We start from the raw sequence: 23,052 nt of genomic DNA, 5'->3' as shown, positions 1-23,052 counted from the left end.
GGCTTGATTTTGTTGGTTTTGTTTGGAGAGTTTGATCCTGGCTCAGGACGAACGCTGGCGGCGTGCTTAACACATGCAAGTCGAACGGTGAAGCGCCTTCCTTTTGGTGGGTGTGGATGAGTGGCGAACGGGTGAGTAACACGTGAGTAACCTGCCCCCTTCTTCTGGATAACCGCATGAAAGTGTGGCTAATACGGGATATTCTGCGCCTGCTGCATGGTGGGTGTGGGAAAGATATTGCTTCGGTGGGGGATGGGCTCGCGGCCTATCAGCTTGTTGGTGGGGTGATGGCCTACCAAGGCGGTGACGGGTAGCCGGCCTGAGAGGGTGGACGGTCACACTGGGACTGAGACACGGCCCAGACTCCTACGGGAGGCAGCAGTGGGGAATATTGCACAATGGGCGCAAGCCTGATGCAGCGACGCCGCGTGAGGGATGGAGGCCTTCGGGTTGTAAACCTCTTTCGCCAGTGAAGCAGGCCTGTCCCTTGTGGGTGGGTTGACGGTAGCTGGATAAGAAGCGCCGGCTAACTACGTGCCAGCAGCCGCGGTAATACGTAGGGCGCGAGCGTTGTCCGGAATTATTGGGCGTAAAGAGCTCGTAGGCGGCTGGTCGCGTCTGTCGTGAAATCCTCTGGCTTAACTGGGGGCTTGCGGTGGGTACGGGCCGGCTTGAGTGCGGTAGGGGAGACTGGAACTCCTGGTGTAGCGGTGGAATGCGCAGATATCAGGAAGAACACCGGTGGCGAAGGCGGGTCTCTGGGCCGTTACTGACGCTGAGGAGCGAAAGCGTGGGGAGCGAACAGGATTAGATACCCTGGTAGTCCACGCCGTAAACGTTGGGCACTAGGTGTGGGGGGCCTTTTCCGGGTCTTCCGCGCCGTAGCTAACGCATTAAGTGCCCCGCCTGGGGAGTACGGCCGCAAGGCTAAAACTCAAAGGAATTGACGGGGGCCCGCACAAGCGGCGGAGCATGCGGATTAATTCGATGCAACGCGAAGAACCTTACCAAGGCTTGACATGTGCCGGTCGGCTCCGGAGACGGGGTTTCCTCCTTGTGGGGCCGGTTCACAGGTGGTGCATGGTTGTCGTCAGCTCGTGTCGTGAGATGTTGGGTTAAGTCCCGCAACGAGCGCAACCCTTGTCCCGTGTTGCCAGCACGTTGTGGTGGGGACTCGCGGGAGACTGCCGGGGTCAACTCGGAGGAAGGTGGGGATGACGTCAAATCATCATGCCCCTTATGTCTTGGGCTTCACGCATGCTACAATGGCCGGTACAGAGGGCTGCGATACCGTGAGGTGGAGCGAATCCCTTAAAGCCGGTCTCAGTTCGGATCGGTGTCTGCAACTCGACACCGTGAAGTTGGAGTCGCTAGTAATCGCAGATCAGCAACGCTGCGGTGAATACGTTCTCGGGCCTTGTACACACCGCCCGTCACGTCATGAAAGTCGGCAACACCCGAAGCCCGTGGCCCTACGGGGAGCGGTCGAAGGTGGGGCTGGTGATTGGGACGAAGTCGTAACAAGGTAGCCGTACCGGAAGGTGCGGCTGGATCACCTCCTTTCTAAGGATAGGTATTTGTGTGGGGGTGGCTTCCTGGCTGTCTGTTTGTCTGGGCCGTGTGGGTCTGGGCCGGCCGGGGTGCTTGCTCTCGCGGAAGGCTGGGTGACTGTGCTGTCGTGCACTGTTGTGCGGGGTGGTTGGTTGCCTGGTGTGTTTGGTGTAGGAAACACGCCCGCTGTGGTGGGCTGCTGCGGCCTTGTGGTCGTGGTGGTCTGCTGGTGGTGGGTGCCCTCGCGTGTGTGGGGGTGGCATGCTGTCGGGGTTCTGGGGCAGTGCGCCCTGGTTGCCTGACCCGTCTGGGCTCCTGATTTGTTGTTGGGGGTTGTGGGTGGGTGTGGGTGGGTTGGTTGTGAACTGTATAGTGGACGCGAGCATCTTACTGTAAGATTTCTGCGACAAAGTGTTTCTTGTTTTGTTCGTGTGTCTTTGTTGTTTGTTTTTTTGAGCGTTCGGTGGATGCCTTGGCATCAGGGGCCGATGAAGGACGTGGTGGCCTGCGATATTCCTCGGGGAGCCGGCTGGCGGGCTGTGATCCGAGGGTTTCCGAATGGGGGGACCCGGCACGAGTTATGTCGTGTCACCTGCATCTGAATTGTATAGGGTGTGGGGGGTGACGCGGGGAAGTGAAACATCTCAGTACCCGTAGGAGAAGATATTCCGTGAGTAGTGGCGAGCGAAAGCGGATGATGGTTAAACCGTGTGCGTGTGATACTCGGCAGGGGTTGCGTGTGCGGGGTTGTGGGGCTGTCCTGTTTTCTCTTCTGCCGGAGAGGGGGCGCGTGTGCTGGCCGGTAGCTGAATCGTCTGGGAAGGCGTGGCGTAGTGGGTGATACCCCCGTAGGCGGAACTGGTTGGTGCGTGTCTGGGACAGTGTTGCCCGAGTAGCACGGGGCTCGTGGAATCCTGTGTGAATCTGCCAAGACCACTTGGCTGCCTGAATACCTCCTGATGACCGATAGTGGATAGTACCGTGAGGGAATGGTGAAAAGTACCCCGGGAGGGGAGTGAAATAGTACCTGAAACCGGGCGCTTACAAGCCGTCAGAGCCTTCATGCGCTTTTGGTGTGTGGGGGTGGTGGCGTGCCTTTTGAAGAATGAGCCTGCGAGTCAGTGGCGTGTCGCGAGGTTAACCCGTGTGGGGTAGCCGTAGCGAGAGCGAGTCCGAATAGGGCGATTGTAGTGGCGCGTTCTGGACCCGAAGCGGGGTGATCTACCCATGGCCAGGTTGAAGCACGTGTAAGAGCGTGTGGAGGACCGAACCCACCTAGGTTGAAAACTGGGGGGATGAGCTGTGGGTAGGGGTGAAAGGCCAATCAAACTCCGTGATAGCTGGTTCTCCCCGAAATGCATTTAGGTGCAGCGTCGCGTGTTGCCCGGCGGAGGTAGAGCTACTGGGTGGCTGATGGGCCCCACAGGGTTACTGACGTCAACCAAACTCCGAATGCCGTCGGGTTGTAGCGTGGCAGTGAGACCGCGGGGGATAAGCTCCGTGGTCGAGAGGGAAACAGCCCAGATCGCCGGCTAAGGCCCCTAAGCGTGTGCTAAGTGGGAAAGGATGTGCGGTCGCGCAGACAACCAGGAGGTTGGCTTAGAAGCAGCCATCCTTGAAAGAGTGCGTAATAGCTCACTGGTCAAGTGATCGTGCGCCGACAATGTAGCGGGGCTCAAGCACACCGCCGAAGCCGCGGACCCATGACATCATTCCCTTCATCATCCCGTTTTGTCGGGGTGGTGGCAGGGGTTGTGGGTGGTAGGGGAGCGTCCTGCACCGGGGGAAGCCTGTGGGTGACTGCTGGTGGACGGTGCGGGAGTGAGAATGCAGGCATGAGTAGCGATACTAGGGTGAGAAGCCCTAGCGCCGAATGACCAAGGGTTCCAGGGCCAGGCTAGTCCGCCCTGGGTGAGTCGGGACCTAAGGCGAGGCCGACAGGCGTAGTCGATGGATGACGGGTTGATATTCCCGTACCGGCGAAGCACCGCCCATGCTGACGCGCGGGTGCTAACCCACGCCCAACCACCATGTTAGCTGCGCCTACTCCTTTCGGGGGGTGGTGTGGTTGTGGTGGTGGGGTCTGGGGATCCTCCGTGCAGGTAGGCAAGCGTGTTAACAGGGGTGACGCACAGTGGTAGCCCGGCGGACCTGATGGCTTGGTCCGTTCAAGCGCGCAGCCCGTTTCCCAGGTAAATCCGGGGGACTGTCTTTGATGACGGGGGTGAGGCGTGATGGTGACCTCACACTGGTGGGGGATAACAGGGTGATCCTGGGGTGCCGAGAAAAGCCTCGACGCGATGGTGCCAGCCGCCCGTACCCTAAACCGACACAGGTGGTCGGGCAGAGTATGCCTAGGCGCACGAGTGAATCATGGTTAAGGAACTCGGCAAAATGCCCCCGTAACTTCGGGAGAAGGGGGGCCTGATCCCTGAAGCCCCATGCGGGCTAGGGGGGAGGGTCGCAGAGGCCAGGGGGAAGCGACTGTTTACTAAAAACACAGGTCCGTGCGAAGCCGTAAGGCGATGTATACGGACTGACGCCTGCCCGGTGCTGGAAGGTTAAGAGGAACCATCAACCCTCGGGTGAAGTGGTGAATTTAAGCCCCAGTAAACGGCGGTGGTAACTATAACCATCCTAAGGTAGCGAAATTCCTTGTCGGGTAAGTTCCGACCTGCACGAATGGCGTAACGACTTCCCCGCTGTCTCAACCATGAGCTCGGCGAAATTGCAGTACGAGTAAAGATGCTCGTTTCGCGCAGAAGGACGGAAAGACCCCGGGACCTTTACTACAGCTTGGTATTGGCGCCCGCTATAGCTTGTGCAGGATAGGTGGGAGACTGTGAAGCCGTTACGCCAGTGGCGGTGGAGTCGTCCTTGAAATACCACTCTGGTTATGGCGTGCGCCTGAACCTGGGCCCGTGATCCGGGTTAGGGACAGTGCCTGGTGGGTAGTTTAACTGGGGCGGTTGCCTCCTAAAGTGTAACGGAGGCGCTCAAAGGTTCCCTCAGCCTGGTCGGCAACCAGGTGTTGAGTGCAAGTGCACAAGGGAGCTTGACTGTGAGACCGACGGGTCGAGCAGGTACGAAAGTAGGAACTAGTGATCCGGCGATCCCGTGTGGGTGGGTCGTCGCTCAACGGATAAAAGGTACCCCGGGGATAACAGGCTGATCCTGCCCAAGAGTCCATATCGACGGCATGGTTTGGCACCTCGATGTCGGCTCGTCGCATCCTGGGGCTGGAGCAGGTCCCAAGGGTTGGGCTGTTCGCCCATTAAAGCGGTACGCGAGCTGGGTTTAGAACGTCGTGAGACAGTTCGGTCCCTATCCTCTGCGCGCGCAGGAGACTTGAGAAGGCCTGTCCCTAGTACGAGAGGACCGGGACGGACGAACCTCTGGTGTGCCAGTTGTCCCGCCCGGGGCACGGCTGGTTGGCTACGTTCGGGAAGGGTAACCGCTGAAAGCATCTAAGCGGGAAACCATCTTCAAGATAAGGTCTCCGCAGAACACCTTTGGTGTTCTGGTAGGCCCCCAGCAGACTACTGGGTTGATAGGCCAGAAGTGGAAGACCGGCAACGGTCTGTGAGCTGACTGGTACTAATAGGCCAACACAAACAACAACACCCCCCAACACACGCACACCGCGTGCAGCCCGGGGGGTGAGCAACCACAGTAAAGCGAAGCGTCCACTATACGGTCCACACCCAACCCAACCACCAACCACACGCACTCACGCGCAAGCATGCGTGAGTGCGGGTCGGCAGGCGGCCCGATAACAGAATCAAGGAACACACTGACGCACTGCCCATGTAGTCGTCTCGGTGGTCACAGCGACAGGGAAACGCCCGGTATCCATCCCGAACCCGGAAGCTAAGCCTGACAGCGCCGATGGTACTGCACCCGCCAGGGTGCGGGAGAGTAGGACACCACCGAGCACACACCACACAGCTGGCCCGGAACCGCCACGAGCGGCTCCGGGCCAGTTCGGTTTTTACTCATAGGGCGCTCAACACCACCCCACGCCGCGATGCAGGTGCACGTATCACGATGACTCTCATCCCTCCTGCCGCGGGATCCATCGTTGGTGCAGGAGTAACTGTTCTGAGCGTTCTTCTTGGTGGCTGCGTACGGTGCCATGCTTCTCTCCCCGTATCTACGCCGTCGCCGCGGTGGGTGACGGTGACTTCGGCTGGGGCATGAGAATGGAGTCAACGAAGGCCTGTGCAGCCGGGCTCGGGTTGAATGAGTCCCACGCCAGGTACTCCACCCGCACCGGACCGTCGCTGACGGGGATGCACACGCAGCCGGGCGCCTCTCGGGCCACGCTGGGAGCGACAAGAGCGGCCCCCAGTCCCTGACGCACCAATCCGGTGAGTAGGTCGGCCGTGTTCACCTCGAAGCTCACCTCACGGCGGAGCCCAGCCCTGTCAAAGGCCAGATCGGACTGCTCGCGTCCCGACGAACCCTCGGGAAAGTCCACGAACGGCTCGTCTGCCAGGTCCTCCAGGCGGAGTCGGCGGCGCCCCGCCAATCGGTGCCCCTCCGCCAGCACCGCCACCAGGCGCTCCCGTGAGAGCTCTCGCGTCTGCACGCCCTGCGGCGTCACGCCTTCCGCCAGGCCGAGGAAGCCCACGTCGAGCTCCCCAGCCGCAATACGACGCAGGAACTCATCACTGCCACCAGTGCGCACGTTCACGCCCACTTCGGGGTAGCTGCGACGGAATGCGCCCAGCACCGCCGCAACATCCACTGCTGTCACGGTCGGGATCACCCCGATGGTCAGTGACCCCCGGATGTCTCCGTGCGCAGCTGCCGCCGCAACCTTCGCGCGCTCCGCTGCCCGGAGGCACAACCGGGCATGCTCCACGAACGCCTCGCCGGCGGGCGTCGCCTCCACCTTGCGGCTCGTGCGCGCGAACAGCCTCACCCCGAGTTCGCCCTCCAAGGACTTGATCTGCCGGCTCAGGGCCGACTGCACCACGAAGCACCTCTCAGCCGCGCGCGTGAAGCTCTGTTCCTCGGCGATGGCCACGGCGTACCTCAACTGCTGCAACTCCATCCATCAATCTTATGTGTGCATCGCTCCCGTCTCATCTATGTCATCGACGAATCGATGTGAGCACCTCAGGCTGGACGCATGACGACTCATGTCGCGCCCTCCCAAGCCTCGAGCGACTGCAGGTCGGCCGCGCCCGGCGCCGGTCCGTCAGGCCGCCGATCGAGAATCGCCTGGATTGCTCTGACATCCCTGGCACCGGCTGTGTGGGGGACGACGTACATCGTCACCACCCACGCCCTTCCTCCGGGGCATCCGGTCTTCGCGGCACTGATGCGGACACTCCCTGCGGGCGTCCTCGCCCTCCTCGCCTCCCGGCAGCTGCCACGCGGAACGTGGTGGTGGAAGAGCATCGTCCTCGGGGCCCTCAACATGGCCTGTTTCTTCCCCCTCCTCTTCGTCGCCGCGCAGCGCCTGCCCGGAGGTGTGGCCGCGACACTTGGGGCTGCGCAACCGATCATCGTCGCAGGCCTCGCCGTCACCGTCCTTGGTGAGCGCCTATCGGCACGGAGGCTGATATGGGGCGTGGCCGGCGTCGTCGGCATCGCTCTCGTCGTCCTGGGACCGCAGGCGCAGCTCGACGCCCTCGGGGTGGCAGCCGGCCTGGGCGGGGCCGTCTCGATGGGCCTGGGAGTCGTGCTCACCAAACGGTGGGGCAGGCCCGACGGCGTCAGCGCCCTTGCCCTGGCCGGATGGCAGCTCACCGGAGGCGGCCTTCTGCTCATCGTGCCCGCCCTCATCATCGACGGCGTTCCGACCGGCATCCATACGGCGGCTGTGGCGGGATACGCCTGGCTCGGGCTCGTAGGAGGGCTGGCCGCCTACGTCCTGTGGTTCGAGGGTATCCGCAGGCTGCCGGTCACGCCAACGGCACTGCTGGGCCTGCTCTCACCTCTGAACGCGGCGCTCCTCGGGCACGTCATCGCCGGCGAGGCACTCACATCCATCCAGTTCCTGGGATTCGCGCTCGCTCTCACTGCGATGAGCGCAGGACAGCTCGCCCCGCACTCCTCCCGCTCCTCCTCTCGAAAGGACCCCTCATGAGAATCACCGTCCTTGGTGCCACCGGCATGGCCGGGACCGCCGTCGTCAACGAAGCGCTCAGCCGCGGTCACGAGGTGACCGCCGTATCCCGACGGCGTCGCCATCGGGCTGGTGCCCGCCTCACCTCGCGCCTGCTGGACGCCACCGACGTTGAGGGCGTGGCCGGTCTCCTGAAAGACAGTGACGCCGCTGTGGTCGCACTGCGCCCGCCCGCCGGTCACGAGAGCGACCTGGCTCAACTGACGACGGCCGTCCTGGACGCCGCCTCCAGGGGCCGAACGCCCCTGCTCATCATCGGGGGCGCAGCTCCGCTGAGCTCGCCCGGCAATCCCGGCACCCTCGCCATTGACGACCCCACCATTGTGCCGCCGGCATGGAGAGACGTGGCCCAGGCAAGCCTCGATCAGTTCCGGGCGTGCCAGGCGCACAGCTATAAGGGCTGGGTCTATCTCAGCCCTCCGGCGATCTTCGCTCCAGGAGATGCCACCGGCTCCTACAGCCGCGGAACCACCACGCTTCTGCGGGACGCCCGCGGGCAGTCCCGCATCAGCCCCGAGGACCTGGCGCTCGCCGTCGTCGACGAGCTGGAGCACCCCGGCGGAGAGCAGCACATCACCGTCATTGCCGCGGAGGCAGGGGACTTAGATCCAGGACGACAGGAACATGTGGGAGACCCAGAAGGAGCGTGAGACCGTCTGCCCGGTCCAGATCGGCCACCAGAAGGCTGTTGCCGCACAGGCCAGGAGCGTGACCACGATGATGAGGCCGATGCCCTCGGTGCGGATCTGCCACGTGGGGGCCATCGTCCACTTCGCCAAGGAGGCCCACGGGCTGCGGCGGCCGGCCAGCCGTGGCACTCCGCCGTCGGACCACGCCGGCTTGGTGGCGTCCCACGACGTCGACGGGGCCGGGTAGCCGGTCAGCTCGTCGTAGCTGCGCGCCAGGGCCGCATCGGTCCGCGGGTCGCTGAAGGGGACGCCGGGCTCGAGGTCGTCGTCGACGTCGACCAGAGCCGGGTTGATGCGGTAGATGCCGGGGTCGGTTTCCTCCACCGGCGGTGTCCACACGGGTGTGCGCGCGAACTGGGGACCGAATCCCAGGAATCTGGCGCCCATGCCGCGCCACGGCCGGATGTCCGGGCCGATCTGCCGCCTGAGGAGAGCCTCCATCTGGGTGTCGGCGCTCGCCGAGCCCGGCAGCGGTGGCAGCAGCCCGGAGGCCATGCCCAGCGCCAGCACGAGGACGAGCACAACGCAGGGCACGAAGGCCACCGTGTAGAAGGTGAAGATGGTGCGATCCCGGTACTGGAACCAGGGCACGTACAGGCCCAGGTAGCCGATGAGCGGCACCCAGGCCCGCCAGTCGCGGTTCTTGACCCCGATGATGACCACGGCCACCAGCGCCACCACGGCCGACCACCAGATGACGATGTTCCCGATCGAGGTGATGGCCTGAATGCAGTCCCCACCCCCGCAGGTCTGCGGCACCTGAGCCTTGTCCTCCCAGAAGAAGGAGGTCGGGCGGGTCTGCAGCAGCCAGCCCGAGGGCTTCGACTGGTACGTGTGCGGGGCGTCCAGGCCCACGTGGAACTCGTACATCTGCTGGTGGTAGGCGATGAAGTCGTTGATCTTCTCGAACACCGAGTTGTCGACGTAACCGGACAGCCAGGGGGCGGGAACCGGCAGCCCCTGCTTGATCTGCTCGGCCGTCCAGCCGTGCTTGAAGGCACCCAGGTGGGTGAACCAGGACCACCAGCAGCCGACGTAGACCACGATGACCACCGGAATCGCCTGCAGGAAGTCGCTCACGCCCTGGGCGACCGTCCCCTCCAGGAACCAGGCCCGTGCGCGCACTCGCCGTAGCGCCAGAGTGTCCCAGGTGACGACGGCGATGCCGCACACCGCGACGAGGTAGAGCCCTGACCACTTGATGGAGCAGGTCAGCCCCAGTGCGATGCCCGCGGCCAGCAGCCAGGGACGGATGGTGGCGTGCGGGGCGCGCGCCCCGGGCGTGGTCCCCGCCATCCTGCGGGCCAGTCTCGTCCGCGACCACTCCCGGTCGCGGACCAGGCAGTACAGGGACAAGGTGGCGAAGAAACCGATGAACACGTCCAGCAGCCCGATGCGGGACTCGGTCAAGGCCACGCCGTCGATCGCCAGGAGCAGTCCGGCCAGGCCCGCCAGCAACGGTGAGCGCGTCAGGCGCATCGTCAGGCGCGCCAGCAGTATCACCGTGAGGATCCCGGCGACGGCCGGCATGAACCGCCAACCGAAGGGCGACTCCGGCCCGAAGATCTCCATGCCGGCGCCGATGAGCCACTTGCCCAGCTGGGGGTGGACGACGTAGGAGGCGGTGTCGGTCAGCCTGGAGAAGTCCCCCATGGCGAAGGCCGTGTCGGTCGTGACGGTCGGGTCGGTCGAGCCGATCGAGACGGCCTTGTCATTCCAAGTGGCCTCATAGCCCAGGTGCCACAGGGAGTAGGCGTCCTTGACGTAGTAGATCTCATCGAACATGAGCGTCTTGGGGTGGTTCAGTCCGATGAGGCGCAGCAGGGCGGCGATGACGCCGACGACGCCGGTGACGATCCACCCGCGGGCCCTCACGCCGAGGGGCATGTCCCAAAACAGCCCCGGTAGGCGTATCAACCCGGCAAGGATCCTCGTGATGACGGAGGTGAGCAACCGGCGGAGCCTTGAGACTCGAGGAGGGCCCTCCTTACCGCTCACGAAAGAGTTGACGAATCTCGTGGCGATGACCATCTCATGGTCGACCGGGCCCAGCCCGAGCATGGTGCGCAGCTCGGCCTCGGTGCGCTCGGCGGCGGGCTCGGTGTCGCGCTCGGCGATGACCGGCTCGGCGACGGCGACCTCGACCGGCGCGGGGCTCGTGGCCTCGTCCCGCGCCGGGGCGGCTTCCTGTGCTCGTTCCTGCTCCGCGTCCGGGCCGGGGGAACCGTCGCGGGACTGCTCGGGGGACTGTTCGGGAGACAGCGCGCTCGGAGTCGTCACACCCCGAGTGTAGGCGGAGGCTACATCGAGGGCGCACCGACATACTGTGTCCTATGACTGAGAGCAGCCCGCCCCCACCTGCCGCCGCCGACGACAACGTCGATGCTCCCGCCGCCCACAGCCCGGACCTGCGCGGCGGGACGATCACCCTGGCTGCCACCCCGATCGGCAATGTCTCTGACGCCTCACTGCGTCTGCGTCGCGCCCTGGAGCAGGCCGACCTCATCGCCGCCGAGGACACCCGCCGGCTGCGGTCCCTGGCCCAGCGCCTCGACATCGAGCCCCGAGGGCGCGTCATCGCCTTCCACGAGCACAACGAGCGCGAGCGCGCCGCCGAGCTGCTCGAGGCCGCCCGCGCCGGCCTGCGCGTCCTGGTCGTCTCCGATGCCGGCATGCCCTCGGTCTCCGACCCCGGGTACCGGCTCGTCCAGGCGGCGGTGCGCGAGCAGGTGCCCGTCACGGTCGCACCGGGCCCCTCTGCGGTGCTGACCGCCCTGGCCCTGTCCGGACTGGCCTCCGACCGCTTCTGCTTCGAGGGATTCCTGCCGCGCAGGCCGGGGGAGCGGCGCCGGGCCCTGGAGTCCCTGGCCACCCAGGAGCGCACCATGATCTTCCTGGAGTCCCCCCGCCGCGTCCACGACTCCCTGGTCGCCATGGCCGAGGCTCTCGGCGCCGAACGTCCTGCGGCACTGTGCCGGGAGCTGACCAAGACCCATGAGCAGGTGCTGCGGGCCCCCTTGTCCGAGCTGGCCCGGGCCACGGCCGACGGCGTCCTGGGGGAGGTGGTCCTCGTGGTCGCCGGAGCCGAGCCTGTCGCCGCCAGCCCCGAGGCCGCCGCGCACAAGGCCCTGGCGCTGGCCGAGGCCGGCATGCGCCTCAAGGCGGCCGCGGCCCAGGCGGCCGGTGAGGCCGGTCTGCGCCCCAACGAGGTCTACCGCGCGTCCCTGGCGCTGCGTGACACCGCAGACTGAGCCGACCGGGCTCCTGTCGGGGCCGATCCCGCTATGGTCGTGTCATGAACACCGAGCACCGCACCGGTTCCCAGGCCCCCGCTCGACGGGCCCTCATCATCGTCGACGTCCAGCCCACCTTCTGCGAAGGAGGCGCCCTGCCGGTGACCGGCGGTAACGCCGTCGCCGAGCGCATCGCCGCCCACCTGTCCTCCCACCGGGGGGACTATGACCTGGTGGTCACCACCCAGGACTGGCACATCGACCCCGGTGAGCACTTCTCCAGCGAACCCGACTTCATCGACACCTGGCCCGTTCACGGCGTGGCCGACTCCGCCGAGGCCCAGCTCCACCCCGCCCTGAGCGGCCTGGAGGCCGACGCCGCCGTGAAGAAGGGCCAGTACGCCGCCGCCTACTCCGGCTTCGAGGGCGTTGACGAGGACGGGCGCACCCTGGCCGACATCCTCAGCGCCGCCGGTATCGAGGCCGTCGACGTCGTCGGCCTGGCCGAGTCCCACTGCGTCAAGGACACCGCCCTGGACGCGGTCCGGCAGGGCTACCGGGTGCGGGTCCTGACCGATCTGACCGAACCGGTCAGCCCCGAGCTGGGGCGCGACGCCCGCGCCGACATGAGTGCTGCCGGCATCGAGCTGGTGCCCTCCCACTGAAGGACTGCCCGCACCGGCCACCGGGGCCGGTCGCCGGGGTCGGGCCCCGAATCGCCCCGAACACCATGGGTGCCCTCACCGATTGTCTCGGTGAGGGCACCCATGCGTTGCCAGAGGTGGGCTACTGGGCCGGCCAGCCGCCGGGCTGCTGGTACGGGCCCGGCTGCCCGGGCTGAGCCTGCTGCTGCCCCTGCTGCACGGGCTGGGTGAACACCGAGGGCTGTGCGGGCTGAGCCTGCTGCGCAGGTTGCTGAGCCGATTGCTGACCCGTCCACCCGAACTGGGCGGTCGGGGCCACCTGCGAGTACTGGGGCTGGGCTCCCGCCCCCGCAGCCGAAGCCGCGTAAGGGGCCTGCTGGGGGCCGGCTCCGGCTGCTGGTACTGGGGCTGCTGGGCGTACTGCGCCGCCTGCGGCTGCTGGTCGGACTGCCAGGCCCCCTGGGTGTAGACGGTCGGAGTCCCGGGCGTCGCACCGGCCGTTGTGCTGAAGGCCTCACCTGCCGCAGCCGGGGCCGTGCCGGCGGCGGCCAGCTTGGAGCGCCAGGCCATGCCGCCGGCGCCCATCGCCAGCCCTACGACCGCCATGATGATCGCGCCGACGGCCCCGAACAGTGACAGCAGGGTGGCCGTCGCCGACGAGGGGGCGATGATCTCACCGACGGAGACCCCCGCAGTGCTGTTGCAGTCAACGGTGTAGGCGCCCGACTTCTTGGAGGAGAAGGTCGAGAAGAGCTTGCCGCCCTTGACCTTCGTGGACGACGAGCTGGACTTCGTGTCGACGTCGTCGCCATCAGGAGAGGTCACCGAGCACTCCGGCGCGTCGTCGCCGTCGCTGTAGAACAGCCCGTAGGTGCTGCCCTTGTCCAGCTCCACCGTGGCGGCCTGGTCATCCGGCAGGTTGGTGACGGTGGCGTTGAACTGGCCGCGGGTGACCGCCGAGCCGATTCCGCCGATGATGGCGATGAGGAGGATGGCCAGGCCGGCCACCGCCAAGGCCGTCGGGGCGGCCAGGCTCTTGGACGTCGCCGGCTGGCTCGCGGCACCTGAGTAACCGCCCTGAGGCGTCTGGAATGGTGCGGCCGGCGGGTACTGCGAAGACTGAGCGCCGGCGAGAGCCGGGTCGTAGCCGTTGGCCGACCAGCCGGCTGGGCTCGCTGGGTACTGGGAGCCGGGGTACTGGGACATAACTGGCCTTTCTGGTCCATCGTGTCCGTGTGAGAGGCGCGTGGGAACACGTCATGACGGCGTGCACGGCAGCATGGTGATGCCGGAAGCCCGCAGCGCACCCGAGACCTCACAGGAGGCGTCGATATGTCGGAACAATTACCGGGCGGGAGCCGCACGACTCGGACAGACTACCGGGTGGCGGTGCACCCCCGCAGGCCGTGGACCAGATCCGTGGCCCTGGACTGAAGCGGCCGCGGAACCCGATAGGCTGACCTCCATGACCCACATCCTGTCCGCAGTCGCCTGGCCGTACGCCAACGGCCCGCGTCACATCGGCCACGTCGCCGGCTTCGGTGTTCCCTCTGACGTCTTCTCACGCTACATGCGCATGGCCGGTCATGACGTCCTCATGGTCTCGGGCACCGATGAGCACGGCACCCCGATCCTCGTCGCCGCCGACGAGGAGGGCCTCAGCGCCCGGGAGCTCGCCGACCGCAACAACCGGCTCATTGTCGAGGACCTCGTGGCCCTGGGGTTGTCCTACGACCTGTTCACCCGCACCACCGCCGGCAACCACTACCACGTGGTCCAGGACATGTTCACCACCGTGCGGGACAACGGCTACATGGTCCAGCAGGTGACCCGCTCGGCGATCTCCCCCTCCACCGGGCGCACCCTGCCCGACCGCTACATCGAGGGCACCTGCCCGATCTGTGGCGCCGAGGGCGCCCGCGGGGACCAGTGCGACACCTGCGGCAACCAGCTCGACCCCACCGACCTCATCAGCCCGCGCTCGCGGATCAACGGCGAGACCCCCGAGTTCGTGGAGACCACCCACTGGTTCCTGGACCTGCCCGCCCTGGCTCAGGCCCTGGGCGCCTGGCTCGACGAGCGCGAGGCCTCCGGCACCTGGCGGCCCAACGTCATCAAGTTCTCCCAGAACCTCCTGGGGGACATCCGCCCGCGCGCCATGACCCGGGACATCGACTGGGGCATCCCGGTGCCCGGCTGGGAGGACCAGCCCACCAAGCGCCTCTACGTCTGGTTCGACGCCGTCATCGGCTACCTGTCCGCCTCCGTGGAGTGGGCGCGCCGCAGCGGCGACCCCGAGGCGTGGCGCGCCTGGTGGAACGACCCCCAGGCCCTGTCCTACTACTTCATGGGCAAGGACAACATCGTCTTCCACTCCCAGATCTGGCCCGCCGAGCTCCTGGGCTACAACGGTCAGGGCGCGGCCGGCGGAGAGCCCGGGCGCCTGGGCGTGCTCAACCTGCCCACCGAGGTCGTCTCCAGCGAGTTCCTCACCATGGAGGGCAAGAAGTTCTCCTCCTCCCACGGCATCGTCATCTACGTGCGCGACTTCCTCGAGCGCTACCAGGCCGACGCCCTGCGCTACTTCATCTGCGCGGCCGGCCCGGAGACCGCGGACGCGGACTTCACCTGGGCGGAGTTCGTGCGGCGCACCAACGGCGAGCTCGTGGCCGGCTGGGGCAACCTGGTCAACCGCACCGCCTCCATGATCCACAAGCGCTTCGGGCAGATCCCCGAGCCCGCCGAGCTGGAGGACATCGACCGGGCCCTGCTCGACGCCGTCGAGGCCGGCTTCGCCTCCGTGGGCGACCTCATCTCCCAGCACCGCCAGAAAGCCGCTCTGGGGGAGGCGATGCGCCTGGTCGGCGAGGCCAACAAGTACGTCGCCGACACCCAGCCCTTCAAGCTCAAGGGCGAGGACCCCGCCACCCAGGCCCGCCTGGCCACGGTCCTGCACACACTGGCCCAGGCGGTCACCGACCTCAACCTCATGCTCTCGCCCTTCCTGCCGCACGCCGCCAACGACGTCGACCGGGTCCTGGGCGGGTCCGGCCGGATCGCCCCGATGCCCCGCATCGAGGAGGTCGCCGAGCTCGACCCCGAGCACCTGCCCGAGGCCTTCGACGGCCGCACCGGCTACCCGATCATCACCGGCGACTACAAGGACGCCCCCACCTGGGGACGCCACCCGGTGACCGTCGGCACTCCCGTGGCCAAGCCGACCCCGGTGTTCACCAAGCTGGACGAGTCGATCGTCGAGGCCGAGCTGGCCCGTTACGCCGGCTCCGTGCCCGACGACGTCACCGGCTCCTGAGGGCGCATGGGCTCGAGGAAGCGAGACCGCTCCTGGCCGCCGGCCGACGCCGTCGCCCCCCTGGCGGCCCCGGTCACAGACAACCACACGCACCTGCCGGTCGCGGCGGACGCCGGCGGCCCCGGCTCCGAGGCGCCGCTGAGTGCCGCTGAGCTGGTCGAGCGCGCCGCCGCCGTCGGTGTGACCCGCGTGGTGACCTCCGCCTGCGAGGTCACCACCTGGCAGGAGAGCCTGGCCCTGGCCCGCCGGCTGCCCGGCGTGCGCGTGGCCCTGGCCGTGCACCCCAACGAGGCCGTCCTCCACGCCGGGGTGCGCGAGACCGGCCCCGACGGGCTCGAGCCCCGGGCTCAGGAGCACCATGCCGAGCCGCTCGAGGAGGTCATGGTCCGCCTGGAGGAGACGCTCAGGGCGAACGCCGACGTCGTCGTCGCCGTCGGGGAGAGCGGCCTGGATTTCTTCCGCACCGGTGAAAAGGGGGCCGTCGCCCAGCGCGAGGCCTTCCGGGCGCACATCGCCCTGGCCAAGGACCTCGACCTGCCCCTGCAGATCCACGACCGTGATGCGCACGCCGCCTGCGTGGAGGTCCTCAAGGCCGATGGCGCTCCCGCTCGCACCGTCTTCCACTGCTTCTCAGGCGGGCCGCAGCTGGCCGCCGCCTGCGCCGAGCACGGCTGGTACGCCTCCATCGCCGGCCCGCTCACCTACCCGGCCAACGACACCCTGCGGGAGGCAGTCGCCGCGCTGCCCGAGTCGCTGCTCCTGGTGGAGACCGACGCCCCCTACCTCCCGCCCAAGCGCTGGCGCGGCCGTCCCAACGCCTCCTACCTGCTGGGCGACACGGTCCGCTTCCTGGCCGAGCAGCGGGGCCTGAGTGAGGAAGACCTCTGCCGGCGTCTGCAGGCCACCACCGAGACGGTCTACGGGACCTGGTGATCGCCGTCGGCCGCCGAGGGGCGACGGGATCCGTCTGAGACTCAGACCTATGGACCCTGACGTCCTGCGGGGAGGAAGCCCGCCATCAGAGGGAAAGGAAAAGACCCCGCGACCGTCCCGGTACGGCCGATTTTGTCCGGACGTTGCCTCCCAGGTTGCCACCGTTCGTTCAGGAGTGTCCCAGGTGGGAGACAGGTTGGAATCAGGGCCTATCTGCACGGTTCCATCACAAGCCCACAGGGTGTGAGCAGGTGCATTGGCACGCCCCTGGGTCATCGGTTACGGTGACACGCAGTCGTCAAAACGAAGGAAGTTCTATCGTGGGTCGTCACTCCCAGACCAGCTCCCTGAGTACTACACTCGCCGGCCTCGGGTCCTTGGCCTCCAAGAAGCGGGCCGCCTCCGCAAGCCACGGCCGTCGTCGCGCCGAGGGGCCTGCCAAGACCTCCCTGACCCCCATGCTCTTCAAGGCGGGGGGTGCTGCTGCGGCCTTCTCCCTGGCGGTCTCCGGTGCCGCCTACGCGGCCATCTCCGCGGGGGATGACGAGGGGCGTTCCTCCTCGGGCGGTTCCTTCGGGCTGATCGGTGGCGAGTCGGACGGACAGGCCAAGGCCGCTGCCACCCCGAAGGCCGGCGCCGGCAAGATCGCCAGCGCCCAGACCTCCACCACCACCGTCGACGAGCCGCAGGTTCACAGCACGGTGAAGAAGGAGACCGACTCCCTGCCCAAGGGTGAGACCAAGGTTGAGACCGCCGGCGTTGACGGTCTCGTGCGCACCACCTACGAGGTCACCACCCAGGACGGCAAGGAGGTCTCCCGCACCCCCGTCGCCCAGGTCGTCGTCACCAAGAAGGTGGACGAGGTCGTCCTGGTGGGTACTGGAGAGCAGCAGGATCAGCAGGCGCAGCAGGCTCAGCAGCAGGCCGCCCAGCAGGCCCAGTCCGCCGGTGACGGGCAGGCCGCCCAGGCCAACGGGGGCAGTGAGAGCTCCAACGGCAGCACTCCGGCTCCCGCGGCCAACCCCGGCGCGGGGACCGACCCCGACAGCGCCAAGGCCATTGCCCGCTCCATGATGGCCAGCCACGGCTGGGGGGACTCGGAGTTCTCCTGCCTGGAGAGCCTGTGGACCCGTGAGTCCAGCTGGAACTACCAGGCCGAGAACGCCTCCTCGGGCGCCTACGGCATCCCCCAGGCGCTGCCCGGCACCAAGATGAGCGAGGTCGCCGACGACTGGGCCACCAACCCCACCACCCAGATCACCTGGGGCCTGAACTACATCTCCGGCCGCTACGGCACCCCCTGCTCGGCCTGGGCCCACTCCGAGTCCGTCGGCTGGTACTGAGCCGAAGCAGCCGCCCGGAACGTCGTCGACGGCGCCCGTCTCCCAGTGAGACTGGCGCCGTCGCCATTGTCATGGGACGCAGGTCACGCCGGCGTGAGGTGGCTAATTGTCGCCGCCGTGACGCTTCCACTACCGTGGCACTCGCCGTCAACTGGAAGGACGTCTCCCCATGACTCCCCTCGCCCGTTCCCACGCCCACGCCCTGCCGGAGGAGCCGCAGGCGCCGGTCCCGCAGGAGACGGCCCATGGGGAGTATGGGCAACATGGGCAACACAGCATGCGCGCTATCGCGCTGCGCGCCGGTCTGGCGGCCCTGGCCCTGTCGGTCGCGGTCTCCGGGGCCGCGTACGCCGCTGTCCGCGCGGGGGAGCCCTCACGCACCTCCGGTGTCGAGGCGGCCGCGAAGGGCACCGATGGCCTGGGGGCTGAAGGCGGTCGCAGCCGGGTCTCGGTCACGCCGAGCACCCAGAAGGTGACCACCGAGACGGTCGACGCCACCGACCCCCACGGCTCGGTCCAGCAGGAGAGCGGCGATCTGTCCGAAGGTGAGACCAAGGTGGCCACGGCCGGTGTCGACGGCGTCGTGCGCACCACCTACGAGGTCACCACCGTGGGCGGCAAGGAGGTCTCCCGCACCCCCGTCGCTCAGGTCGTCGTCACCCAGAAGGTTGATGAGGTCGTCCTCGTCGGCACTGGCGCGGCCAAGAAGCAGGAGAGCAAGCCGGATCAGTCTCAGGGACAGTCCCAGTCTCAGGGGCAGGCTCAGTCCCAGGGGCAGGGTCAGACTCAGGCACCCTCGGAGTCCTCCGGAGGCTCTGGTGGTTCGGCGTCCGGCGGCAGTGCAGGCACGACCGGAGGCGAGGTTGGCGACGACGTCTGGGCCCAGCTCGCCCAGTGCGAGTCAGGCGGCAGGCCAGAGACCAACACCGGCAACGGCTTCTATGGCATGTACCAGTTCACCCTGGAGACCTGGCAGTCACTGGGCGGAACCGGCTACCCCCACGAGGCCGACGCCGCCACCCAGACCGCCATGGCCAAGAAGCTCCAGGCCCAGGCCGGCTGGGGACAGTGGCCCGGCTGCGCCGACAAGCTCGGCCTGCGCTGAGCGGCCCGAGCCGCACCGGGGTGCCGCGCAGACCCCGGAGTGAATGATGCAGAGAGCATGCGGCATGTTCCCAGATATCTCACAGTGACAAAAGGCGGGCGCCGGTTACTGTGTCCTCATGACGTTGCCGGCCCCCGATTCACAGGTGCCCCCGGCAGGAGCCGCCCCCACCGACGGGCCCGACCCTGCAGGATCCTGTGAGGCCACCTCCGAGCCCCCCGCCGATGCCGCCCTCGCGGAGCACCCCCACCCGGGCCCCCGGGATCCTGAGGATCATGGCGCCTCCCCGAGTTCCCGTGCCGCCGGCCTCCTGGGCCCCACGGAGGTCCGCGGCCTGTCCCAGGCGCTGGGCATCCGCCCCACCAAGACGTTGGGGCAGAACTTCGTCCACGACGCCGGCACGGTGCGCCGTATCGTCAAGAGCGCGGGCGTGCGCCCCCAGGACACGGTCCTGGAGATCGGGCCAGGCCTGGGCTCCCTGACCCTGGCCCTCCTGGAGACCGGGGCGCGAGTGATCGCCGTCGAGATCGACCCCGCCCTGGCCCGGGCACTGCCCGTCACCGTCGCCGACCGCATGCCGCCGGCCGCCGGCCGCCTGACCCTCATCCAGGCCGACGCGCTGAGCATTACTGGCCCGGACTCGCTGGGCGAGGCCGGGCCCCCTCCCACCCGCCTCGTGGCGAACCTGCCCTACAACGTGGCCGTCCCCGTCCTGCTCACCGCGCTGGAGGCCCTGCCCAGCCTGGAGAGCGTCACCGTCATGGTCCAGGCCGAGGTCGCCGACCGCCTCGCCGCCGAACCCGGCTCGCGGACCTACGGGGTCCCCAGCGTCAAGGCCGCCTGGTACGCCGCGGCCCGCCGCACCCTGACCATCTCCCGCCACGTCTTCTGGCCCGTGCCCAACGTCGACTCCGCCCTCGTCGAGCTCGTGCGCCGTCGTCCCCCCACCACGCGCGCCACCCGTGAGCAGGTCTTCGCCGTGGTCGACGCCGCCTTCGCCCAGCGCCGCAAGACCCTGCGCAAGGCCCTGGCCAGGCTCGCCGGAGGGGCCGACGCCGCCGAGTCCGCCCTGCGCGCCGCCGGCATCGACCCGGCCCGGCGCGGCGAGACCCTCGACATCACCGCCTTCGCCGCCCTGGCCGAGGTGCTGCAGCCCGTCGCCGCCGATGAGACCGCTGCGCCAACGCCTCCCACCTCACAGGAGCAGTCATGAGCCATCTGCGTGCCGTCCCCGACGGCCCCACCGGTCCGCGCGAGTCCACCGTGCCGCCCCGCAGCGGCTCGGCCAGCTCGGTGCGCGTCGAGGCCCCCGGCAAGGTCAACCTCTTCCTGTCCGTCGGCGCCCCCGGTCCCGACGGCTACCACCCGCTCACCACGGTCTTCCAGGCGGTCCGCCTCATCGAGACCGTCACCGCCCGCAGGCAGTCCGCCCAGGACCACGGCACCGTCACCCTCACCCTCGAGGAGGCCGACGCCGACGTGCCGGTGGACGAGTCCAACCTGGCCGTGCGGGCCGCCACGCTCCTGGCGCAGACCACCGGCGTGAGCGAGGGCGTCGACCTCCTGCTGCGCAAGCGCGTCCCCGTCGCCGGCGGGATGGCCGGAGGATCCGCCGACGCCGCCGCCGCCCTCGTGGCCTGCAACGCCCTGTGGGGCACGGGCCTGTCCCTGCCCGAGCTCTCCGCCCTGGCCGCGCGCCTGGGGGCCGACGTCCCCTTCCCCCTGACCGGGGCCACCGCCGTCGGGAGCGGCCGCGGCGACCTGGTCACCCCGATCATGACCCGGGGCGCCTACCACTGGGTCTTCGCCCTGGCCGAGGAGGGCCTGTCCACCCCGGCGGTCTTCCGGCGCTTCGATGAGCTGACCGGTGGCGGGCAGCCCGCCGTGCGCGACGTGCCCGAGGCCCTCACCGCCGCCCTGCGCGCCGGGGATGCCCGCGCCCTGGCCGGCTCCCTCCACAACGACCTCCAGGCCGCCGCCCTCGACCTGCGCCCCGAGCTGGCCGAGGTCATCGCCGTGGCCGAGGAGGCCGGTGCCCTGCGCGCCATCGTCTCCGGCTCCGGCCCCACCATCGCCGCCCTCGTCGAGGACCCCGGCAGCGCCCAACGGGTCTCGCGCGCACTGAAGGCCTCGGGCCTGGTCGCCGAGGTCCTGCGCGCCGACGCCCCTGTGGCCGGCGCCCGGGTGGTGGGCTGATGGCTCACCTGCTCGGCGTGGAGAACCTGCGCCTGACCGTTGGCTCCCGCCTGCTCCTGGACGAGGTCACCCTGGGGCTGGAGGACGGCACCCGCGTCGGCGTCCTGGGCCCCAACGGCGCCGGCAAGTCCACCTTGCTGGCGGCCCTGGCCGGTCGGCGCGAGCCCGACGGCGGCCGTGTCACCCGCACCGGCGGCGTGAGCGTGGCGGTCCTGAGCCAGGCCGACGACCTGCCGCCGGGCGCCACCGTGCGCACCGCCATCCACGGCCAGGCCCCCGAGCACGAGTGGGCCTCCGATCCGGCCGTCCGCGACATCCACGCCGGGCTCATCGCCGACCTCGACCTGTCCGCCGACGTCGCCACCCTCTCCGGGGGCCAGCGCCGCCGCGTCGCCCTGGCCGCGGTCCTCACCCGCCGTGCCGACGTCGTCATTCTCGACGAGCCCACCAACCACCTCGACGTCGAGGGCGTGGACTGGCTCGCCCGCCACCTGCGGGCCCGCTTCAACGGCCCGGGCGGCCGGGCCTCCGGCGCCCTGGTCACCGTCACCCACGACCGCTGGTTCCTGGACGCCATCTGCACCGACGTCTGGGAGGTCGTCCCCGGCATCGACCCCGGCGGCGGGCGCCCCCAGGTGGCCGGCCGCATCGAGACCTACGACGGCGGGTACGCCGCCTACGTCCTGGCCCGGGCCGAGCGAGCCCGCCAGGCCGCCGTGGCCGCCGTCAAGCGGGAGAACCTCCTGCGTAAGGAGCTGGCCTGGCTGCGCCGCGGCGCCCCCGCCCGCACCTCCAAGCCCCGCTTCCGCATCGATGCCGCCGAGGCCCTCATCGCCGACGTGCCGCCCCCGCGCGACACCGTGGCCCTGACCGCCATGGCCACGGCCCGCCTGGGCAAGAAGGTCCTCGACCTCGAGGACGTCACCGTGCGCTACCCCGGGCCGCCCACTGACACCGGCGAGGCGACCCAGCGGGAGGTCCTGCGCCGAGTCACCTGGCGGCTCGCCCCCGGTGAGCGCGTCGGTGTCGTCGGCGTCAACGGTGCCGGCAAGACCACTCTGCTGCGCCTGCTCGAAGGCGTCCAGGAGCCCACTGAGGGCCGTGTCGCCCGCGGTAAGACCGTTCAGGTGGCCACCCTGTCCCAGTCCACCCACGAGCTCGATGCGCTCGCGGACCTGCGCGTCGTCGAGGCCGTGGCCATGGTGGGGGAGAGGGTCGTCGTCGGGGACAAGGAGATGACCGCGGCCCAGCTCGTGGAGCGCCTGGGCTTCACCCGTCAGCGGGCCTGGACCCGGGTGGGGGAGGTCAGCGGCGGGGAGCGCCGCCGGCTCCAGCTCCTGCGCCTGCTCATGACCGAGCCCAATGTGCTCCTGCTCGACGAGCCCACTAACGACCTGGACACCGACACCCTGGCCGCCGTCGAGGACATCCTCGACTCCTTCCCCGGTACCCTCGTGGTCGTCTCCCACGACCGCTACCTCCTGGAACGGGTGACCGACCACCAGGTGGCGCTGCTGGGCGACGGCAGTGTGCGTGATCTGCCCGGCGGGGTCGAGCAGTATCTCCAGATGCGCCGCGAGGCCATGGGCGGCGCCGGGAGCCCCAGAGCCTCAGCGGAGGCCTCTTCTGAGCGCAGTGCTTCCAGCGGGGCCCGTCGGCACGAGGCCCGCAAGGCCCTGGGGCGCATTGAGCGGAAGATGGAGCGGGCGGCTCAGTCGCTTGCCGCTCTGCACGCGCGCATGGAGGAGGTCTCGGCCGATCCGAATCGGGTGGGGGAGCTGGCCGAGCTCGGCCGTGAGCTCGTGGCCGCTGAGGCGACCCACGCCGATCTGGAGGAGCAGTGGCTCGAGGCGGCGGAGGTGCTGGAGACCTGAGGAGCGCTGCCCCCGCGCCCTGGCGGGGCCTC

Annotated in this window: 14 protein-coding genes and 3 rRNA genes; 14 read left to right on the top strand and 3 right to left on the bottom strand. The window is 68.3% G+C overall.

The window, feature by feature from the left end; genetic code table 11:
- The first annotated feature begins 19 nt into the window (after positions 1 to 19).
- From HMPREF9058_RS11990 to rrf, 3 genes are all read left to right on the top strand, one after another.
- A 16S ribosomal RNA gene (locus HMPREF9058_RS11990) occupies positions 20 to 1,563 on the top strand.
- Between the two features lie 426 nt (positions 1,564 to 1,989).
- Positions 1,990 to 5,173, top strand: a 23S ribosomal RNA gene (locus HMPREF9058_RS11985).
- A gap of 195 nt (positions 5,174 to 5,368) precedes the next feature.
- Positions 5,369 to 5,486: ribosomal RNA gene (gene rrf, locus HMPREF9058_RS11980) — 5S ribosomal RNA — on the top strand.
- Together the 16S, 23S and 5S rRNA genes form the textbook arrangement of a ribosomal RNA operon.
- 218 nt (positions 5,487 to 5,704) lie before the next feature.
- On the opposite strand, the gene HMPREF9058_RS11975 is transcribed toward rrf, so the two are convergent.
- Entirely contained in the window at positions 5,705 to 6,610 is a 906-nt protein-coding gene (locus tag HMPREF9058_RS11975) for a LysR family transcriptional regulator (RefSeq protein WP_009407570.1), read from the bottom strand.
- Between the two features lie 78 nt (positions 6,611 to 6,688).
- Here HMPREF9058_RS11975 and HMPREF9058_RS11970 point away from each other — a divergent pair, with 78 nt between their 5' ends.
- Both HMPREF9058_RS11970 and HMPREF9058_RS11965 read left to right on the top strand, forming a co-directional pair.
- Positions 6,689 to 7,651 carry an EamA family transporter gene (locus HMPREF9058_RS11970; RefSeq protein ID WP_009407653.1) on the top strand — a complete coding sequence of 321 codons (963 nt, stop codon included), beginning with the start codon at positions 6,689 to 6,691 and terminating at the stop codon, positions 7,649 to 7,651.
- Positions 7,648 to 8,340, top strand: coding sequence for an NAD(P)-dependent oxidoreductase (locus HMPREF9058_RS11965; protein WP_009407612.1), 693 nt, complete (start codon positions 7,648 to 7,650; stop codon positions 8,338 to 8,340). The genes HMPREF9058_RS11970 and HMPREF9058_RS11965 overlap by 4 nt, the downstream gene beginning before the upstream one ends.
- On the opposite strand, the gene HMPREF9058_RS11960 is transcribed toward HMPREF9058_RS11965, so the two are convergent.
- On the bottom strand, positions 8,293 to 10,659 hold the full coding sequence (locus tag HMPREF9058_RS11960) for a dolichyl-phosphate-mannose--protein mannosyltransferase (RefSeq protein ID WP_009407743.1): 2,367 nt from the start codon (positions 10,657 to 10,659) through the stop codon (positions 8,293 to 8,295). The genes HMPREF9058_RS11965 and HMPREF9058_RS11960 overlap by 48 nt on opposite strands.
- Positions 10,660 to 10,712: 53 nt before the next feature.
- On the opposite strand from HMPREF9058_RS11960, the gene rsmI reads away from it, so the two are divergent.
- Both rsmI and HMPREF9058_RS11950 read left to right on the top strand, forming a co-directional pair.
- On the top strand, positions 10,713 to 11,630 hold the full coding sequence (gene rsmI, locus HMPREF9058_RS11955) for a 16S rRNA (cytidine(1402)-2'-O)-methyltransferase (protein ID WP_009407701.1): 918 nt from the start codon (positions 10,713 to 10,715) through the stop codon (positions 11,628 to 11,630).
- 44 nt (positions 11,631 to 11,674) lie between these two features.
- Positions 11,675 to 12,277 carry an isochorismatase family protein gene (locus HMPREF9058_RS11950; RefSeq protein ID WP_009407490.1) on the top strand — a complete coding sequence of 201 codons (603 nt, stop codon included), beginning with the start codon at positions 11,675 to 11,677 and terminating at the stop codon, positions 12,275 to 12,277.
- Between the two features lie 75 nt (positions 12,278 to 12,352).
- On the opposite strand, the gene HMPREF9058_RS11945 is transcribed toward HMPREF9058_RS11950, so the two are convergent.
- Positions 12,353 to 13,462, bottom strand: a complete 1,110-nt coding sequence (locus HMPREF9058_RS11945) for a hypothetical protein (protein ID WP_009407597.1) — start codon at positions 13,460 to 13,462, stop codon at positions 12,353 to 12,355.
- 259 nt (positions 13,463 to 13,721) lie between these two features.
- On the opposite strand from HMPREF9058_RS11945, the gene metG reads away from it, so the two are divergent.
- The 7 genes from metG to HMPREF9058_RS11910 all read left to right on the top strand — a co-directional run bounded on the left by metG (position 13,722) and on the right by HMPREF9058_RS11910 (position 23,020).
- Positions 13,722 to 15,569 (top strand): methionine--tRNA ligase, encoded by a 1,848-nt coding sequence (gene metG, locus HMPREF9058_RS11940; protein WP_009407677.1) that lies wholly within the window; start codon positions 13,722 to 13,724, stop codon positions 15,567 to 15,569.
- Positions 15,570 to 15,575: 6 nt separating this feature from the next.
- Positions 15,576 to 16,502 (top strand): TatD family hydrolase, encoded by a 927-nt coding sequence (locus HMPREF9058_RS11935; RefSeq protein WP_009407603.1) that lies wholly within the window; start codon positions 15,576 to 15,578, stop codon positions 16,500 to 16,502.
- Between the two features lie 320 nt (positions 16,503 to 16,822).
- Positions 16,823 to 17,845, top strand: coding sequence for a G5 domain-containing protein (locus HMPREF9058_RS11930; protein WP_009407708.1), 1,023 nt, complete (start codon positions 16,823 to 16,825; stop codon positions 17,843 to 17,845).
- A 169-nt stretch (positions 17,846 to 18,014) separates the two neighbouring features.
- Positions 18,015 to 18,950 carry a resuscitation-promoting factor gene (locus HMPREF9058_RS11925; protein WP_009407556.1) on the top strand — a complete coding sequence of 312 codons (936 nt, stop codon included), beginning with the start codon at positions 18,015 to 18,017 and terminating at the stop codon, positions 18,948 to 18,950.
- Between the two features lie 118 nt (positions 18,951 to 19,068).
- On the top strand, positions 19,069 to 20,163 hold the full coding sequence (gene rsmA, locus HMPREF9058_RS11920; protein ID WP_009407673.1) for a 16S rRNA (adenine(1518)-N(6)/adenine(1519)-N(6))-dimethyltransferase RsmA: 1,095 nt from the start codon (positions 19,069 to 19,071) through the stop codon (positions 20,161 to 20,163).
- Positions 20,160 to 21,146, top strand: a complete 987-nt coding sequence (locus HMPREF9058_RS11915; protein ID WP_009407480.1) for a 4-(cytidine 5'-diphospho)-2-C-methyl-D-erythritol kinase — start codon at positions 20,160 to 20,162, stop codon at positions 21,144 to 21,146. Before rsmA ends, HMPREF9058_RS11915 begins: the two co-directional genes overlap by 4 nt.
- Complete coding sequence (locus HMPREF9058_RS11910; protein WP_009407664.1) at positions 21,146 to 23,020, top strand: ABC-F family ATP-binding cassette domain-containing protein; 1,875 nt, start codon at positions 21,146 to 21,148, stop codon at positions 23,018 to 23,020. The genes HMPREF9058_RS11915 and HMPREF9058_RS11910 overlap by 1 nt, the downstream gene beginning before the upstream one ends.
- Positions 23,021 to 23,052 lie beyond the last annotated feature (32 nt).

The sequence above is a fragment of the Actinomyces sp. oral taxon 175 str. F0384 genome (genome assembly GCF_000223355.1).
In the GTDB taxonomy this organism is placed as follows: domain Bacteria; phylum Actinomycetota; class Actinomycetes; order Actinomycetales; family Actinomycetaceae; genus Actinomyces; species Actinomyces oris.
The sequence above is the reverse complement of the archived record's forward strand: the minus strand, read 5'-3'. Positions and strand labels throughout refer to the sequence as shown.